At 36.0% G+C, this 15932-nt stretch carries 17 protein-coding genes; 10 read left to right on the top strand and 7 right to left on the bottom strand.

Features of this window, described 5'->3' with window-relative positions:
* Positions 1–491: 491 nt before the first annotated feature.
* Positions 492–1328: a Tab2/Atab2 family RNA-binding protein gene (locus F6K22_RS10295; protein ID WP_293096734.1), complete on the top strand. Its 837-nt coding sequence runs from the start codon at positions 492–494 to the stop codon at positions 1326–1328.
* A gap of 1019 nt (positions 1329–2347) precedes the next feature.
* Here F6K22_RS10295 and F6K22_RS10290 read toward each other — a convergent pair.
* A complete protein-coding gene (locus F6K22_RS10290; protein ID WP_293096732.1) occupies positions 2348–2554 on the bottom strand; it encodes a hypothetical protein in 207 nt (68 codons plus the stop codon).
* Between the two features lie 861 nt (positions 2555–3415).
* On the opposite strand from F6K22_RS10290, the gene F6K22_RS10285 reads away from it, so the two are divergent.
* The 6 genes from F6K22_RS10285 to F6K22_RS10260 all read left to right on the top strand — a co-directional run bounded on the left by F6K22_RS10285 (position 3416) and on the right by F6K22_RS10260 (position 8256).
* Positions 3416–4288: an S-methyl-5'-thioadenosine phosphorylase gene (locus tag F6K22_RS10285; protein WP_293096729.1), complete on the top strand. Its 873-nt coding sequence runs from the start codon at positions 3416–3418 to the stop codon at positions 4286–4288.
* Positions 4289–4396: 108 nt separating this feature from the next.
* Entirely contained in the window at positions 4397–6346 is a 1950-nt protein-coding gene (locus F6K22_RS10280; protein WP_293096726.1) for a lipoxygenase family protein, read from the top strand.
* Positions 6347–6862: 516 nt separating this feature from the next.
* Positions 6863–7171 carry a hypothetical protein gene (locus tag F6K22_RS10275; protein ID WP_293096723.1) on the top strand — a complete coding sequence of 103 codons (309 nt, stop codon included), beginning with the start codon at positions 6863–6865 and terminating at the stop codon, positions 7169–7171.
* Positions 7171–7647 carry a PIN domain-containing protein gene (locus F6K22_RS10270; protein WP_293096720.1) on the top strand — a complete coding sequence of 159 codons (477 nt, stop codon included), beginning with the start codon at positions 7171–7173 and terminating at the stop codon, positions 7645–7647. Before F6K22_RS10275 ends, F6K22_RS10270 begins: the two co-directional genes overlap by 1 nt.
* A gap of 29 nt (positions 7648–7676) precedes the next feature.
* Positions 7677–8039, top strand: coding sequence for a DUF6972 family protein (locus F6K22_RS10265; RefSeq protein ID WP_293096717.1), 363 nt, complete (start codon positions 7677–7679; stop codon positions 8037–8039).
* The gene (locus F6K22_RS10260) at positions 7999–8256 is read left to right on the top strand and encodes a hypothetical protein (protein WP_293096715.1); all 258 of its coding nucleotides are present in this window, start codon (positions 7999–8001) and stop codon (positions 8254–8256) included. The genes F6K22_RS10265 and F6K22_RS10260 overlap by 41 nt, the downstream gene beginning before the upstream one ends.
* Positions 8257–8311: 55 nt before the next feature.
* On the opposite strand, the gene F6K22_RS10255 is transcribed toward F6K22_RS10260, so the two are convergent.
* The 6 genes from F6K22_RS10255 to F6K22_RS10230 form a co-directional block, all read right to left on the bottom strand.
* Positions 8312–8569, bottom strand: a complete 258-nt coding sequence (locus F6K22_RS10255; protein WP_293096713.1) for a hypothetical protein — start codon at positions 8567–8569, stop codon at positions 8312–8314.
* Positions 8570–8897: 328 nt separating this feature from the next.
* On the bottom strand, positions 8898–9338 hold the full coding sequence (locus F6K22_RS10250) for a hypothetical protein (protein ID WP_293096710.1): 441 nt from the start codon (positions 9336–9338) through the stop codon (positions 8898–8900).
* A 460-nt stretch (positions 9339–9798) separates the two neighbouring features.
* Positions 9799–10167, bottom strand: coding sequence for a hypothetical protein (locus tag F6K22_RS10245; protein WP_293096707.1), 369 nt, complete (start codon positions 10165–10167; stop codon positions 9799–9801).
* A gap of 137 nt (positions 10168–10304) precedes the next feature.
* Positions 10305–10802: a hypothetical protein gene (locus F6K22_RS10240; RefSeq protein ID WP_293096704.1), complete on the bottom strand. Its 498-nt coding sequence runs from the start codon at positions 10800–10802 to the stop codon at positions 10305–10307.
* Between the two features lie 146 nt (positions 10803–10948).
* Positions 10949–11182 (bottom strand): hypothetical protein, encoded by a 234-nt coding sequence (locus tag F6K22_RS10235; RefSeq protein WP_293096702.1) that lies wholly within the window; start codon positions 11180–11182, stop codon positions 10949–10951.
* Between the two features lie 432 nt (positions 11183–11614).
* Complete coding sequence (locus F6K22_RS10230; protein WP_293096700.1) at positions 11615–12331, bottom strand: hypothetical protein; 717 nt, start codon at positions 12329–12331, stop codon at positions 11615–11617.
* 28 nt (positions 12332–12359) lie between these two features.
* Between F6K22_RS10230 and F6K22_RS10225 the strand changes: the two genes are divergently transcribed.
* From F6K22_RS10225 to F6K22_RS10215, 3 genes are all read left to right on the top strand, one after another.
* Positions 12360–12554: a hypothetical protein gene (locus tag F6K22_RS10225; RefSeq protein WP_293096697.1), complete on the top strand. Its 195-nt coding sequence runs from the start codon at positions 12360–12362 to the stop codon at positions 12552–12554.
* Between the two features lie 580 nt (positions 12555–13134).
* Complete coding sequence (locus F6K22_RS10220; RefSeq protein ID WP_293096694.1) at positions 13135–13923, top strand: Rpn family recombination-promoting nuclease/putative transposase; 789 nt, start codon at positions 13135–13137, stop codon at positions 13921–13923.
* Between the two features lie 96 nt (positions 13924–14019).
* Positions 14020–15932: NB-ARC domain-containing protein (locus F6K22_RS10215; RefSeq protein WP_293096691.1), on the top strand; the 1913-nt coding region annotated here is incomplete at its 3' end.

Here is a 15932-nt window from a genome sequence, read left to right as displayed (position 1 = left end):
TGGAAAATTTTACTACCCATCTCCTCTGGCGGGGTGCTTGAGCAAATGAATTAACTATTGCTCTATACGCAATAGTTGGAAAATTTTACTACCCATCTCCTCTGGCGGGGTGCTTGAGCAAATGAATTAACTATTGCTCTATACGCAATAGTTGGAAAATTTTACTACCCATCTCCTCTGGCGGGGTGCTTGAGCAAATGAATCAATTATTGCTCTATACGCAATAGTCGGAAAATTTCACTACTCATCTCCTCTGGCGGAGTGCTTCAGCAAATGAATTAACTATTGCTCTATACGCAATAGTATTGGAGTGAAACAGCTAAAACTGTACAGACCGCTTTTTTGGTATAATTCTTGTTCTAGCAAGGTTTGACCATTTTTTTCTAATGCAATATTTAAGGTGTGTCGGTCTACTACTGGAATGACTCTTGCTGAAGGCTTTGATAGTTTTCTAACTTTTGACTTTTGAATTTTGAATTTTGACTTCACAAATGGACACTAAAACTATTTGGCAAGTAGATTATTACCGCCGTCCTCTCAAAGATAAACAAGACCAACAATTATGGGAACTATTAATTTGTACTCCCACTCGTAGCTTAGAATTTATTGCTATGTGTCCCCAGTCAGAAGTTAACGCTAATTGGCTCGTGGCACAACTACAAAAAGTAGGTCAAGACCAGGATTTACCAGATATAATTCAAGTATTTCGACCTCAGTCTTTGGGGTTAATAGAAACTGCAGCTCAAATGTTAGGGTTGAAAGTCGAACCGACCAGACGCACAACAGCTTTAAAAGAATGGTTACTCGAAAGGGTGCAACAATATCAGGATATGGAAGCATATACTGGAGAATTTTACGAACCCTTAGTATTAGATGCTCCTCCACCTGTACCATTAGCTGAAAATTTGTGGGGCGATCGCTGGAGATTTGCGACACTACCTGCTAGTAATATTGAGGATATTATTGAACGCCCCATACCTATTTTAGAAGCACCAGAATTTCTTTTACCCTTAAATTTAGGATTATCTTCAACACTGTCAATACCAGGGGTAGTTATAGATGGTGGTCGTCAGTCTATGAGATTAGCTAAGTGGTTAGAAGTAGCGCAACCATACCTTTTAAAATATATTCCTGGCGATCCTGATGGATTAATCTTAGAGGCAGGTTTAGTAGATCGGTGGGTAGTTGCTACTTTCTCAGACAAGGAAGTATCAGGAGCAGCCCAAATTTATGAACAGAGAAAACAACAGAGTCAGGGGTTACATTTTTTATTAGTGCAACCTGATGATTCTGGAATGACTTATAGTGGGTTTTGGCTTTTGCGGTAGAACTAAGGAATGAAAATTAATTAATTAAAATTCTTCATAACTTATATCATTTACCGAAAAATTAAGGTTTAAAGCCTCTCCTAATAGGAGAAAAAAGCGGTCGGCAAGCGAAGCATGACCTTAGGATGGGATGGATAGGTTACCTAACCATATCCAATCGACCAAGAGAGCGGTCCTTTGCGGAGCATGACCTAGGATTGGATGCATCAGAAACCTAACCATATTCAATCTCCCCCTTGAGAACAAAAAAATTCCTTTTAACCAATCCTCAATGTTTTAAGAAGAGGTAATTATTAATTATTAATTATTAATTATTAATTATTGAACCCCTTCGGGGGTAGCTCCGCTTAAGGATAATTAATTATAAAAAAGTCTTTGTTTCTAGTTGCGCTAACCGCACCCTAAATATATGTCTGGCACTACAGCGTAACTACAAACCTAATTATAATTGTTTTATTGAACTTCAGTTATTAAGTAATAAATAAGCTTCAGTAATGTTTTTAAAGATTATAGAGATGAAGTGAATATATCTATCTTATTCTTAATTTTCCTGCTTTCTGCTCTGTGCTGCCTACTCCCTGCTCTCAAGAAGATGTAGCAAAAATGGCTGAAATTTGGCATTACGCATCTAGCACGAAAGTATTGACTTGAGATTACTTTCCTGACGGAAAACTCCGCAAATGCTTTCACTTGTAATCATAGAAAAACCTTGTTTTCTGTAAATCCTAATTGTTAAAATCTCGATCAATAAATTATTCAGTGTTCTTTGTTCTTTTGCTAAAATGCAGCCATTAAAACTGATATTATCAAAGTTATGAAAGTTATTAAATCTGATAACTAATAATAAGTGATTAACTTCGGAGCAACTTGATGACTAACTGAAATGTTGAGCAAACATAAATATGTTTGATGGAGCAAAAGTAAGGGAAAAGGATAAAATTCTCAAAAATTAATTCTCTACTCTGAACTAATACTCAATACTCATAACCAATAAATTTGGCATAAATTTCAAACTTCCATTACTTTATCAGACTAATTCGTCCGGCTTCTAATTCTTCATAAACTTGTTGAATCTGGTCTTGTTCTGTAACAGTTAAAGAATGAAGCGAGAATAAAGCTAATCTTAAAACCTGGCGATCGCTGGCAGAAATTTTCCGAACTGCCAAAATATTTTTTACAACTGATTCTAGGGGAGTTTTTCTGGCTTCAACTTTGAGATTATTCATATTTCCTAATTAAATTTAGATAAATTTGAGACAAACAAAAAATATTCGATCAATCCTAGATACCCCCAGAAAGATGAAAAAATCTGTGGGCCAGAGAAAAAGAAAGGATATAATTATGATATTGATAAAAACTATCAATAGATATTTCACTACATTACGATAAAAATCCGGTAGTTTTTATGAAGATTTAGTAAAGATTACAGATAATTACTGATCTAATCAGGATATAGGTTTTTTTGATGTTTTGTAACAATTAATATCACTAAACAGTCAGTTGGCGCGAAATAATACGAACTTATATCCCGTAATATCAAGTCTACTGGATTGATCGTAATCAAAATGTTCTCCTCTCTACTCCTGCAAAATATCTTAAATATTCCCCTGTGATATCTATTTAATACAAATGTTGCTACATTAAGTTTGTTATTATGTGGTAAGTGTTAGAAGGTGCGCAAATATCTGAATAGTTATAGTTTTGCAGAGAATTTTACGGAAAAATTAAGGTATAAAGCCTCTCCATTCATGGAAAAAAAGCGGTCGTTTGCGGAGCATGACCTAGGATGGGATGGCGAGGTCTCCGTTCCCTCCGGGACGCTACGCGTTTCATGTCGCGTAGCGAAACGCTTGCCTCCAATCGACCAAGAGAAGAAAAAAATTCCTTTTAGGCAATCCTATCTGTTATAAGAAGAGGTAATTATTAATTATTAATTATTAATTGTTGAATGTAGCGATATTTTTGAAATTTGGTATTATCTGTTGCCTATTTCTTATTCTCTGTTCCCTATTACCGATTATTTGTGGGTATTTAACCAGACATAATATAAAATATTTGGAGTAAGAGGAATATCAGGTAATCAAAGTATGACTGAAGTAAAGATTGGCATTATTGGTGGTAGTGGTTTATACAAAATGGCAGAACTTAAAGATGTAGAAGAGATAAAGGTAGATACTCCTTTTGGCTCTCCCTCTGATGCTTTCATTGTTGGTACTTTAGAAGGAACAAGAGTAGCGTTTCTCTCCAGACACGATCGCAACCACACTTTATTACCATCTGAATTACCATTTCGTGCCAATATCTATGGTATGAAAAGTTTGGGTGTGGAATATTTAATCTCTGCTTCTGCAGTAGGTTCCCTCAAAGAAGAAGTCAAACCCCTAGACTTAGTAGTAGTAGACCAGTTTATTGACCGCACAAAAGGTCGGCCATCTACATTTTTTGGTGAAGGAATAGTAGCACATATTACTTTTGAAAATCCTACTTGTCCTCAACTAGCAAAAATGCTGGCGGATGCTGCGGAAAGTTTGAACTTGCCAGATGTAAATGTGCATCGCAGTGGTACTTATTTATGTATGGAAGGTCCTGCTTTTTCTACTAAAGCGGAGTCGAATTTATATCGTAGTTGGGGTGCAACAGTTATCGGGATGACAAACTTGCCAGAGGCAAAGTTAGCAAGGGAAGCGGAAATAGCTTATGCAACTCTAGCTTTATCTACAGATTATGATTGTTGGCATGACGAGCATGATAGCGTGAGTGTAGAAATGGTGATTGATAATTTAAAGAAGAATGCTGTGAATGCCCAAAAAGTTATTCAAGAAACGGTGCGGAGGTTGAATGAACATCAGTTTGTTTCTGATTCTCATTCAGCTTTGAAAAATGCAATTTTGACTCCTTTGGATAAAGTACCTGCTACAACTAAGGAAAAGTTGGGATTATTATTGCAAAAGTATATTTGATGTTGAAAAAACAAGTGTGTAGGGGTTTGCTGACCAAAACCCTACCTGACTCATTACTCATTTCTTGATAAACTATACCTAATTCTGAGCAAAAGACATTTATTCAACATGACTAACTCATCGACGGAGACTACAAGTTCATCAGTCAATTATAATTTAGAAGTAGCCAAACAAGAATATCAATATAACTATAACCACATTCCTCCTGTGGCAATGGTGGATAAATTACCAGATCGAGAACAGCCTTCTAAAGAATGGTATTTATTATTGGTAAAGAATATACGTCTTCTGTTTCTAAATACCCTAATTACAAACCGAGGAAACCGAGGAAATAGAGGGGTAAGAGACGATGTAATTAAATATATTTTAGAAGTAATCTATAAGGAGATAAAATCAATAAAAATTGAAGAGGATAGTAAAACTATACCATTTTTTCTCCAATTATTGTTGAGTCAAAATTTATTAATAACTCAACAATTTTTGAATCAAGGAATACCTAACGACTTTCGTGAAATAGATGACCTTTTTGTCTCCCTCCTGAAGGAAAATGGTCTGTCAATATTGAACGTTATTTTGGAGAAAGCTACAGAAGTATTAAAAGAAGGAAGTCCAGAAGGTCATGCAACCAGTCTTGAGGATTATCAAAAGCTCTTCTCCTATAAAGAGCTATTTCCAGAAACAGGAGGGATACCAAGCGTCGCTTATACTTTTGCAGAAGATGAAGTATTCGCTTATATGCGAGTAGCAGGTTATAACCCCCTAATGATTGAGCAGATATCAACTCTTGACGAACGTTTTCCGGTGACGGAAACTCAATATCAGGAAATTATGGGTAATGATGATTCATTAGCAGCAGCAGGAAAAGAAGGGCGACTCTATCTAGCAGACTATAAAATTTTGGAAGGTGCTCTTAATGGTACTTATCCTAAATACCAAAAGTATATTTATGCTCCTCTAGCTTTATTCGCAGTGCCAAAAGGTTCAGACCCAAACCGTAAATTACGTCCTGTAGCTATTCAATGCGGTCAAACCTCAGGAGCAGATAACCCCATCTTTACTCCCAACTCTTCTGAGTATGCTTGGTTATTTGCTAAAACAGTTGTAGAGATAGTAGATGCTAACTTTCACGAAGCTGTAAGTCACTTAGGGAGAACTCATTTATTTGTGGGAGCATTTATTCCACCTACCCATCGGCAACTCCCGAAAAATCATTGCTTAAGTCTGCTGTTGCGTCCTCACTTTGAAGGTACTTTAGCAATTAATGATGCTGCTCAGGAGAAATTAATTGCTCCTAAGGGTGGAGTTGATGGTTTACTCTCATCTACTATTGATAATGCTCGTGTTTTAACAGTATTAGGGTTGCAAAGTTATGGTTTTAATGGAGCTATGTTACCGGAGCAACTGAAGCAGCGCGGCGTTGACGATCCTAATTTGCTTCCTGTTTATCCTTACCGGGATGATGCTTTGTTGGTTTGGGATGCTATTCATCAATGGGTTTCAGATTATCTGAGTCTTTACTATTCTAGAGATGAAGACGTTCAGGCAGATCGGCGACTACAAGCTTGGGCAACTGAAGCTATGGCTTTTGATGGTGGTCGTGTACCTGATTTTGGTGAGGATGGAGGTATTAGGACGCTAGAGTATTTGATTAATGCTATAACGTTAATTATTTTTACTGCTAGTGCTCAACACGCTGCCGTTAACTTCCCGCAAAAAGATATAATGTCTTATGCTCCAGCGGTTCCATTAGCTGGTTATTTGCCTAGTTCAATTCTCAAAAAAGATGAAGTGAGCGAGCAAGATTATTTGGATTTGCTGCCTCCTCTTGAGCAGGCACAAACACAACTGAATCTTGTCTATTTATTAGGCTCTGTTTATTACACGAAATTGGGTGAATATCCGAAAAATCATTTTACTGATTCCAAGGTGAAACCTCTACTTGATAAGTTTCAGGAGAATTTGAATCAGGTAGAAGCTACTATTGAGAATCGTAATTTGAATCGGCCAGTTTACAGGTATTTGCTGCCTTCTAAAATTCCTCAGAGTATTAATATCTAAAATATAACGTTTGCAAGTTTGTCAAGTAGGAAAAATATCTCTGTTAAAGAATGTAGGAACGTTTCATATAACGTTCCTAATTCAATGGTTGTAAAAGAGACTTATAGCACTTTGCTTGGGTGTATTTATACTAATTCGATCGAAGAACATTTGTATCAGTATGGTATAAGATTATGTCCAGATAATTAGCGAGAAAAGTCCGTTCCGCTTACGGGAACAAACAACTTTCTCTTTCTTTTCCTCTTGATACTTTCTTTTTGTGACATTTTTAAAGTTAATTGGTATAACTTTTAGCAAAAACTTCCCCAAGCAAAACTACGCTAACCTGAAAAAAATGCTAAACTAAAGATGTAATATCAAATCCGGTAGCATTGGTGTAATTAGATAAAGATGCTGGGGAGATGGGGAGATGGGGAGATGGGGAGATATAGAAAGATTTAGCAAGAACTGAAGATGGAAAATTTTTTGATACCGAACCCGAGCGGATTTGATATAAAAATTAAATAGGAAAAAATTATGCGTAAAGTTTCTGTTAGTATCAATAATATTTTTCAGAATAGAGTAATTCCAATTGTAGAAAATTTTCTAGCTACCGATCGTTTGTTGGAAAATTTAGATAAAGATGAAATGGTGGGAATTATAGTTGATGTTTTGATGAGAAATTATTCTCCAGAACAATTGCAAGAAATGACTGATGAAACACTTACTTGTAAAATTAGACGCATATTAGGAGGGCAAGTAATGTTTGGACTACTGAGTGATTTAACAGCTAGAGAAATAGAAGAGTTTGATGCAGCAGTTAGAAGCTTAAGGAAAAGCTACTAATGGAATATTTATTAGACACAAATATATTGACTGCCATTCTTAAAAAAGATTCTAGACTATTTGATAAACTGAATGATGTTAATGCTAGAGAAGAGCAACTTTTTATCAGTTGTATTACTTATTTTGAAAGTGAGGGAGGTTTATTAGCAATTAAATCCCAGAAAAAGTTAGCTATTCTGGAGAATTTGTGTAAGAAGGAGCTAAAAATTTTGTTTTTAGACCGGATAGAAATAATTAATATTGCGCCTGGCATTTATGCAGATTTAAGAAGTAAGAGAACACCGATACAATTTCCCGATATTTTGATTGCAGCTACGGCAATTTATCATAATCTGGTTTTGGTTTCTAATGATTCAGATATGTCGAGAATTGAAGAGTTAATTTGGGAAAATTGGCTGCAAGAGTTACATGATAATTGTATTGAAAAGAGAAAGCGATCGCTCCAAATACTGCTCAAGGATGAAAATGCACTATAATAGAAAAGTGACTACAGCTCTAGGTGTCCATGAGTGGTATTAACCAAGAATTAAGTCCCCATCCAAGAACGAGCTTATTTGACAAGCACCTTCCTGGTACACCCCAAGTAGCAATATTGCTGAAGAAGGAGGGAAAAGCTCATGTTTTTAAAGACCGTGCTACAATGGAATTTGTTGTGAGGGCTATTATAGAAAGAGGGGAACTTACAGGGGTTGAAGATGAAAACGATGACTACGAACGCTATGGACTTTATTTTGACGAACCGATAGGTTATCAAATTAGAGCAGATGGTAACAGTCTTGCACTTTATTACGCTGAAATAAAAATTGTTAAAGGAGGTAATCAATATCATGTTATCCCTCGCACAAAACCTCGTCGAGCTACGCGATGATTGGGAATTTATTGAGTTATGGGTAGATCCGATTGTTTTCCCACCTCGAATTTTGATGTTAGCTGGTGGCAAACAGGGAAATTGCTGCATTTACGATGCCACTGCGAACTACAAACCTTTGTTTGAGAGTGCTATTTATGATGAAGCGCACTCGTGGTTAGTTGAGGATGATTACGAGCGCGTGGATGGTCGTCTCTTATCTGGAGAAATTTTTTAGTTTGAGGGCGATCGCTCCTGGTGAGTGGTAGAGCGATCGCGAAATGCTAATCAGCTTAATTTTCTATATCATTAAAGTCCTGTCCTGTATCTGGATCGAATACCCATTCCCAAACATCTGGAAGAAGATGAGTTCCTTCCTTTTCTTGAAACCAGGGAATAAGATTATTCTGTATAGAGCGTTTGTTACCTAAGACTGCATAATAAGCAAATCTAATGCAGAAAAATATCCCTAAACCTAATGTTAAAATAACAAGAAATATTGAGGCAATAATCCCGAAAGGAAATCTAATACTAACAATAAAAATCTTCATAATGATGACCTTATGGTGAGCTTAAATAAATAAATTAAATCTGAATTATTAATACATACCCCTTGTTTAGACCATCTCACCCACTCGCAAAATTCATTAATGGTTGAATGGTTTCAAGGTAATCTTCAATTCTGTTTTGATATTGACTGAATTTTAGAGTAAGTCTTTAGAGAGTATGACAGTTAATTGTTACAGCTAAGATGATTTTATTAAAAATATTTCAATGCTCATTGCTTTAATTCATTGCTTGTAGTAGACTGACACAGCTAAAACTGTGCAGAGCGCTTTTTTTGTAATCACCCTATCTCCCCATCACCCCATCCCCCCATCACCCTCCCCATCTAATGCACCATTTAAGGTGTGTCGGTCCAGTAGAACCAATTAAGTGAATCACTGGTTTGAGAGAGGTATCTTGAGAGTCAGTAAAATGTTTTACCCAATCAGTAGTGAAACCGGATACAAAACGCAGGGAAATTCCTAATGCTACTGCAACAACTAAAAACTTAACTAAAAATCTTATAACATCCATAAAATTATCGGGTTTATCAATAATTGACAATACTACAGTTACAACAAAAAGAGCAATTGTAGCTACAATAATAAATAGTATTGATGCTATAAATCGGTAAATCCATATAGCTGTTTGTAACTTTAATTTTTCTATTGGATCTACTAGAGGTGTATTCAAACTGGGAATGAAATTTGCATTAAAATCATATCTCACATATAATTCGATCGCCCAATATAAAATTGTTGAAATAACACTCATCCAACCTATTAATTTGAAGGCTTGACTATCAGAAAAGTAGTCAAAATCAAGAATTTTAAATTAAATTGTTAGTATTATTGCTGAAGCTATAAAAGTTCCCGCTAAAGTAGTCAGTAATTCGCCCATATTATGCTCCTAAATACTTTTCAATAATTAATAATTAATAATTAATAATTAATAATTACCTCTTCTTATAACGGATTGGATTGGCGCTCAAGGAATTTTTTTCTTCTCTTGGTCGATTGGATATGGCGAGGTTTCCTCGCCATCCCTCGACCGCTTTTTCTCCATAAATGGAGAGGCTTTATACCTTAATTTTCCGGTAAATAATCTTTTGATTTTTGACAATTAATAGCCCTGTTACTGTACATTTAAATTGACTTTTTTCCGATTATGGATTCCTGGGCGAACAGACGTTCGCCCAAAATTAGCTCATTATCTGAAGCTTACTGTATTCTGACTAATTTATTATTTGAACTGAGTAGATATTCGATGATTTACCATTGACTGGATTAATTACCTTGTACCAGTTATCACCGTAATTATTCATTTCGATCATTACTTCAGTACCATCTGCAGCTCCAATTCGACCAAAGTATTCTATCTTGTAAACCTTACCTGTATTCTGGGATACCACAATAACTTCACAGGTACTGCCACAACCCAAACCCTTTCTCAAAATAAAAGGTTCTGTTTTATTAGCTTTTGCTGGTTGAGCAAACATGGTGACAGTTGGTACTGCAATCAACAAAGGTAGAGCTACTGGCAAAACACTAGAAGAAAGCGTTAACAAAGAAGATGCAACAAAAGATTTGATTTGTTTAATCATGGTTTCGTCTTAATTTGTAAATTTTTTTGTCAGCCAGAAATATTTTCCCTGGCAAGAAATAAATTTGTTTTGGTATAGGGTGGGGTGTATTGCAAACCCGCATAACTTTCAGGTTCAATAGATTGAGAATCCAGGAATTATTGCAGTAACTGGCTTGGTAATTCTCTCATAAGTTGGTAATATTTATCACGACAGACAGTGTGCATACTAGCTGTGGTTATTGAGGAAGCTTGTAGGAGTTCGCCCATATCACCTCCTAACTTCCTGAGAACAATTAGTACAATATTGTCTCCTCCACTATAATCACAAATTCCTTGAGCTAATCGACCTTTTTGTTCATCAGACAAGTGTTTCCACAAAGGTAGTCCACCAAAAGAGAAATATGTACCTCTACCCCCCCAACTGTCTACTGCTTTACGATCGACTTCCTGCCCTATGGAAGCATATCTATTATCAGCTAGTAAAGTATAGGGAGGGTTTGATTTTGTAGTCTCAATGGGAATTACAGAAGATGATGATTGAGCTAAAGAAGATTTTGAAACATCCGCAGATGCACTTGATTGCAAGCCATAGCTAGGTAATACTCCTAGAGTTGCCATAGCTATAATCGTCATTGAAATTGTCTTAAAGACCATAATTTTAACTTCTCTTAAGTTGCTTTAGGTTCGTTGTGGTGAGGGGTGCATTCTAACGCACTCTAAATGCTGGAATTATCAAATATTCCTCTCATCCAAGAATTAGATGAAGCACCAAAGAGCCAGAAATATCAAGCAAAAGACAACTAGCGACTTGAACCTCCAAACATAGCATCAAGAATCGCAGCTCCTACTGCTAAAGCTCCTAATGTTCTGGTTGTTCCCAGAGTCGTATCGCTAAGGACATTACCTTGTGTATCTATTACCATATATTGTTGACCATTAGTGCCTTGATAATGGATAATAAACCCGTCTTCAGCCTCTTGATAGCCGAGATAATCGGCAAAAGGGTGATAGGAGGCAACGATTTCAGCTAACATTTGGTGGATCACAATTTCAGAAGCAGCCATATCAAAATTCCTCTTTTTTTGGGTATCTATTTATTCTGAATAACATTGAGTTTTTTAAGCTAAAAATATTATTCAGATTTTGTCGATGATCGACAATATTCAGCAACAAGTGTGATATCTGAGATCTCCAGAAATTAATATAATCAGGACTTACGCATCAGGAACGAGTTTTGGAGATTTGAGATTACTTCGCTGTCGCTCGTAATGACAGAATTACCTTATTTTGCGTAAGTCCTGATAATGTAGATCAACTATTTGATAAACTTCCAAAGTGTTATAAAGGCAAAAAAAGGAATTTGTAGTTGGGCTTTAGCCCGCTAAATATGTATCCATTGCTCAAACCCAACTACTAGCCTAATTATAAGTACTCAACCAAACATGATATAAGTCCTGTGAGAAATACTATCTCTTTGGCAACACTGCACTCAGGAGTTGGTAGCCCTTCCATTTCCTCAAACTACCAATCCCCAGAGCAGCAAATGCTAAAAGTCCCAATTTAGGATCTGATTCCGGAACTGGTTGCGGGTCGGCTTTAGGGATAACAACGCTGAAGTTATCAATGGTTTGTTGCTGGCGATCGGATTTACAGTAATCCAGAGGCTTGTCCGGCCCCTGCCAAACTCCACACCAGAGATACTCTATTCGATGTACTCCTGAATTTTCGCCGAGAAAGAAACCTACGAAGTTTTCATCGTAGCTGGTAAATTGTACGCCTAGATGATTTAGCAGGTTATTTTCCATATCGAAAAATTTGACGTTTCCTAGTATTGCATCGCGATTGGGAGAGCGCCAAGGATCAATCATGTCAAAACCGAAAGCGATCGCTTCATCGGGAAAAACTATATCGAATGCTGCCCAATCCGACTTGGCCAGACCTGCATTGACCGTAAAGGGTACTTTGGTGACGAGACTGCTGGGAAGTTGAGTGTCTGGGGCTACTTCCCCAAAAACAGAATTAAAATCTTCCGTGATGATGCTGTAGTCAGAAACAGCTCGTTCCCAGTCGTCGCGGTTGTCAAAAGCGTGGTAAGCGTGGGCTAGGTTTGGGGAAAATACTGCGGTCATAGTAGCTACGGTGGCAGCAATGGTTGTTAGTTTGTGGAAATTTTTGCTTATCATAAGGTTGATTTGGTTATTATAAAAAGGGTTGAAAATAATTCAGGGTAAAGGGTTTCGAGGAATTAAATCCATTGAAAAGCTATGGACTGGAAAAATCGGGGTTAAGTCTAAATGTCGGTGGCGATCGCTCTTTGTCCGTTTTGACTTGCATGGCTGGGTTGAGGAATTTGCCTCTGTGGGGGTAGGTGGTGGTAGTTTTGTTGGTCATGGGTTTTATTTTTAGGAAGGCGATCGCTTGTTTGTTCGTAGTAAGGACTTTAGTCCTCTAAAGTTACTGGTAAGTTGTCAGGGTAGGGTTAGTAACCGATGGGTTGTTAAGGAGCAATCTCTATCGATAGATTAGACTTTTATTTTGAGTTAGTTACTAAGATATTTTTTTCTCAGTAAATACTCTTATAAATATATATCTTATGTCTAATAAGTTACTTTATTAATAATCGTAATCTAAGTAAATAAATTTTTTGTCGATGATCGACAGTGAAGAGCAAAAAAATTTTTCACAAAATTTTAAAAAATTCTAAAGCTCACTTACAGCAAGCTATTCACCATAATATAATTTTAAAATCGACAAAAATATTTTCAGATTTTGTCGATCATCGACAATATTCAGCAACAAGTGTGATATAAGATAATTCCACAAATTAATATAATGGAGATAAATTATTTAGAAATGTCTAATGGCAAAAATTAATAGAAGATATACTTAACCAGGAAAAAATAAAATTGATAAATAATTATCTCTATCAATATCTATTTTTAATGTCATAATTTTCTAACTATTCAACCCTAATCATTAATATGTAATGAAAACAGACAGCATATTTTACAGACTGTTTTTGGAGATGCCAGGAATCTATTTTCAACTCATTGGTCAATCTCCAACTCTGGCAAATTCCTATCAGTTTCGCTCGGTGGAAATCAAACAAACTGCTTTTCGTTTAGATGGTGTATTGGTGCCTAATACTGAGTCTTCAACTACTCCCATCCATTTTGGCGAAGTGCAAATGCAAAAGGATACAGCATTTTACCGCCGATTTTTTGCCGAGATATTTCTCTATCTTTATCAATATGAAGAAACTAAGCATTGGCAAGCATTAGTAGTGTTTCGCAACCGCAAAATTGAACCTGAAGAGACTCAACCCTATCAACCATTGTTAAATAGCAGCAACGTTACCAGAATTTATCTGGAAGACTTGGGAGATGAAGCTTATGAAAACTTGGGTTTAGGTATAGTCAAGTTAATAGTAGAAGACCAAGCAAGGGCAGTACAACAGGCGAAAATGTTAGCTGCCAAAGCAACGGCAGAACTAGCAGACGATGCTGAACGGCAAAAAGTGCTAGAATTAGTAAAAACAATTATTTTATACAAATTTCAAGATTTAGAACCAGAGGAGGTAATAGAAATGTTAGACATGGAGGATTTTAAAAAATCTCGACTTTATCAAGGAATTAAGCGGGAGGGGAGAGAAGAGGGAAAACTATTAACAGTTCCTCTGTTATTAGAACTGGGGTTGACTGTAGAAGAGATAGCACGACGATTGGAATTAACTGTGGAGCAAGTACAACAAGCTGCTCAAAATCAGTCTAATTGATCTTAAAGAGCGATCGCTCCCAAAATATAGTTAGTTTTCCTCAAGCGATCGCTTTCTCTGAAAGTTTTTTGAATTTTATTAATAACAGGGGTGACAATGGCTAAAAAAGGAAAACCTAGTTATGTCCTCACAACACTAGGAAAAAGTAAAGTTGACGAGCAATTATTTGAATTATTTGGTGATAGATATAGCTTAACTCAAGTACAGGAAGAAGTTAGTTTAGACCGCACTACTGTCAGAAAAATTATCAAGACAAATGAAGGAGTTAATTTCAAAAGTATATATGATTTTTTTGGCAATCTGGGCATAGATTTAGAAGAATCTGATTATCAAGAAAAACAACAGAAAAAAGGAACTTATCAAGACTGGGGAGATGCACCTGATATTCCTACTTTTTTTGGCAGAGAAGCAGAATTGAAAACACTCAAAGAATGGATTCTCCAAGAACGTTGCCGACTCATTGCTATTATCGGAATTGGTGGTATTGGTAAAACAGCAGTCTCTATAAAATTAGGTAAAGGTGGTATTGGCAAAACAGATTTATCATTACATTTAGCACGAGGTATTCAACATGAATTTGAATTTGTAATTTGGCGTTCCCTGATTAACACACCTCCCATTACAGAAATTATTGACGATTTAATTAAATTTATTTCTCATCAAAAAATCGCTAATTTTCCAGACACAATAGACAAACAAATATCTCTGCTACTTGAATATTTAAAAAATCATCGTTGTTTATTAATTTTAGATAATGTAGAAAGTATCCTAGCACCAGGAGATGCTGCTGGAAAATATCGACCAGAATGTGAAGATTATGGTCAAATTTTATCAAAAATTGCCTCAGTTCCCCATCAAAGTTGTTTACTGTTAACCAGTCGGGAAAGAATTAATAATATTGAGAGATTATCAGGAAAACGTAAACCAGTTCGTTTTTTAGAATTAGCAGGTTTAAATCCTGTAGAAGGACGTGCTATTTTTGACGAAATTGGTGATTTTGTCGCTACGGATGAGGAATGGAAAAAATTAGTTGAATTCTATAACGGCAATCCTTTAGCATTAGAACTTGCAGCTCATCATATTAAAGAATATCCCGGAAATATTGCTGAATTTTTAACACAAGGAAAACCAATTTTTGCCGATATTCGGGAACTATTAGATTGGCATTTTGAACGATTGTCAGAGAATGAAAAAGAAATTTTATATTGGCTAGCAATTCATCGGGAACCAATTTCCATAACTAATTTAAAATCAGATATACTTACAAAAACTGCCCAGGATAATTTATCACAAACATTACGTTCCCTACAAATTAAACTTCCTCTAGAAAAAAGCCAAGATGGAAAATATTTTACCCTTCAGCCAGTCCTAATAGAATACATCACAGAAAAATTAATTACTACAGTTTGCCAAGAAATAGAAACAGGTCAACTGCAACTTTTTAATAATCATGCTTTACTTCAGGCTCAAGCTAAAGACTATATCAGAAATACTCAAAGCCGAATTTTTATTGAACCCATTACCCGCAGATTAATAGATATTTTCCAGACTCAACAAAACCTAGAAAATAATTTGCAATCTATACTAGAAAATATCCGTCAAAATACACCGCTTTTACCAGGATACACAAGTGGAAATATTCTCAATTTATTCTGTTATTTAAAGACAAATTTAAAAGGTTACAATTTTTCCTATCTCACCATAAGACAAGTTTACCTCCAAAGAATCAACTTAAATAATGTCAACTTTTCCCACTCCGACCTCACCCAATCAATTTTTACTCAATCTTTTGGAGGTATTCATGCTTTAGCATTTAGTCCAGACGGTCAAATGTTAGCAACAGGTGACTCTAATGGTTTAGTGCGTTTATTAAGAGTAGCAGATGGTCAACAAATAGCAACATTTCAAAAACATGGATGGTGGGTGGTATCCGTTGCTTTTAGTCCCGATGGTGAAAAATTGGTCAGCAGTAGTATTGATGGCACAGGTATTATCAAAATTTGGGATGA

The organism is Okeania sp. SIO2F4 (assembly GCF_010672385.1).
Classification (GTDB): domain Bacteria; phylum Cyanobacteriota; class Cyanobacteriia; order Cyanobacteriales; family Microcoleaceae; genus Trichodesmium.
Note: the sequence above shows the minus strand (reverse complement) of the source record. Positions and strands in the feature narration are given on the sequence as shown.

What these genes read in the sequence shown, in the direction of transcription:
- F6K22_RS10245 (WP_293096707.1), bottom strand. Translation starts at nt 10,167, where the DNA reads ATGATTAAACAAATCAAATCTTTTGTTGCATCTTCTTTGTTAACGCTT.
- F6K22_RS10265 (WP_293096717.1), top strand. Translation starts at nt 7,677, where the DNA reads ATGAGTGGTATTAACCAAGAATTAAGTCCCCATCCAAGAACGAGCTTA.
- F6K22_RS10255 (WP_293096713.1), bottom strand. Translation starts at nt 8,569, where the DNA reads ATGAAGATTTTTATTGTTAGTATTAGATTTCCTTTCGGGATTATTGCC.
- F6K22_RS10285 (WP_293096729.1), top strand. Translation starts at nt 3,416, where the DNA reads ATGACTGAAGTAAAGATTGGCATTATTGGTGGTAGTGGTTTATACAAA.
- F6K22_RS10275 (WP_293096723.1), top strand. Translation starts at nt 6,863, where the DNA reads ATGCGTAAAGTTTCTGTTAGTATCAATAATATTTTTCAGAATAGAGTA.
- F6K22_RS10235 (WP_293096702.1), bottom strand. Translation starts at nt 11,182, where the DNA reads ATGTTAGCTGAAATCGTTGCCTCCTATCACCCTTTTGCCGATTATCTC.
- F6K22_RS10250 (WP_293096710.1), bottom strand. Translation starts at nt 9,338, where the DNA reads ATGAGTGTTATTTCAACAATTTTATATTGGGCGATCGAATTATATGTG.
- F6K22_RS10240 (WP_293096704.1), bottom strand. Translation starts at nt 10,802, where the DNA reads ATGGTCTTTAAGACAATTTCAATGACGATTATAGCTATGGCAACTCTA.
- F6K22_RS10270 (WP_293096720.1), top strand. Translation starts at nt 7,171, where the DNA reads ATGGAATATTTATTAGACACAAATATATTGACTGCCATTCTTAAAAAA.
- F6K22_RS10295 (WP_293096734.1), top strand. Translation starts at nt 492, where the DNA reads ATGGACACTAAAACTATTTGGCAAGTAGATTATTACCGCCGTCCTCTC.
- F6K22_RS10230 (WP_293096700.1), bottom strand. Translation starts at nt 12,331, where the DNA reads ATGATAAGCAAAAATTTCCACAAACTAACAACCATTGCTGCCACCGTA.
- F6K22_RS10290 (WP_293096732.1), bottom strand. Translation starts at nt 2,554, where the DNA reads ATGAATAATCTCAAAGTTGAAGCCAGAAAAACTCCCCTAGAATCAGTT.
- F6K22_RS10280 (WP_293096726.1), top strand. Translation starts at nt 4,397, where the DNA reads ATGACTAACTCATCGACGGAGACTACAAGTTCATCAGTCAATTATAAT.
- F6K22_RS10220 (WP_293096694.1), top strand. Translation starts at nt 13,135, where the DNA reads ATGAAAACAGACAGCATATTTTACAGACTGTTTTTGGAGATGCCAGGA.
- F6K22_RS10260 (WP_293096715.1), top strand. Translation starts at nt 7,999, where the DNA reads ATGTTATCCCTCGCACAAAACCTCGTCGAGCTACGCGATGATTGGGAA.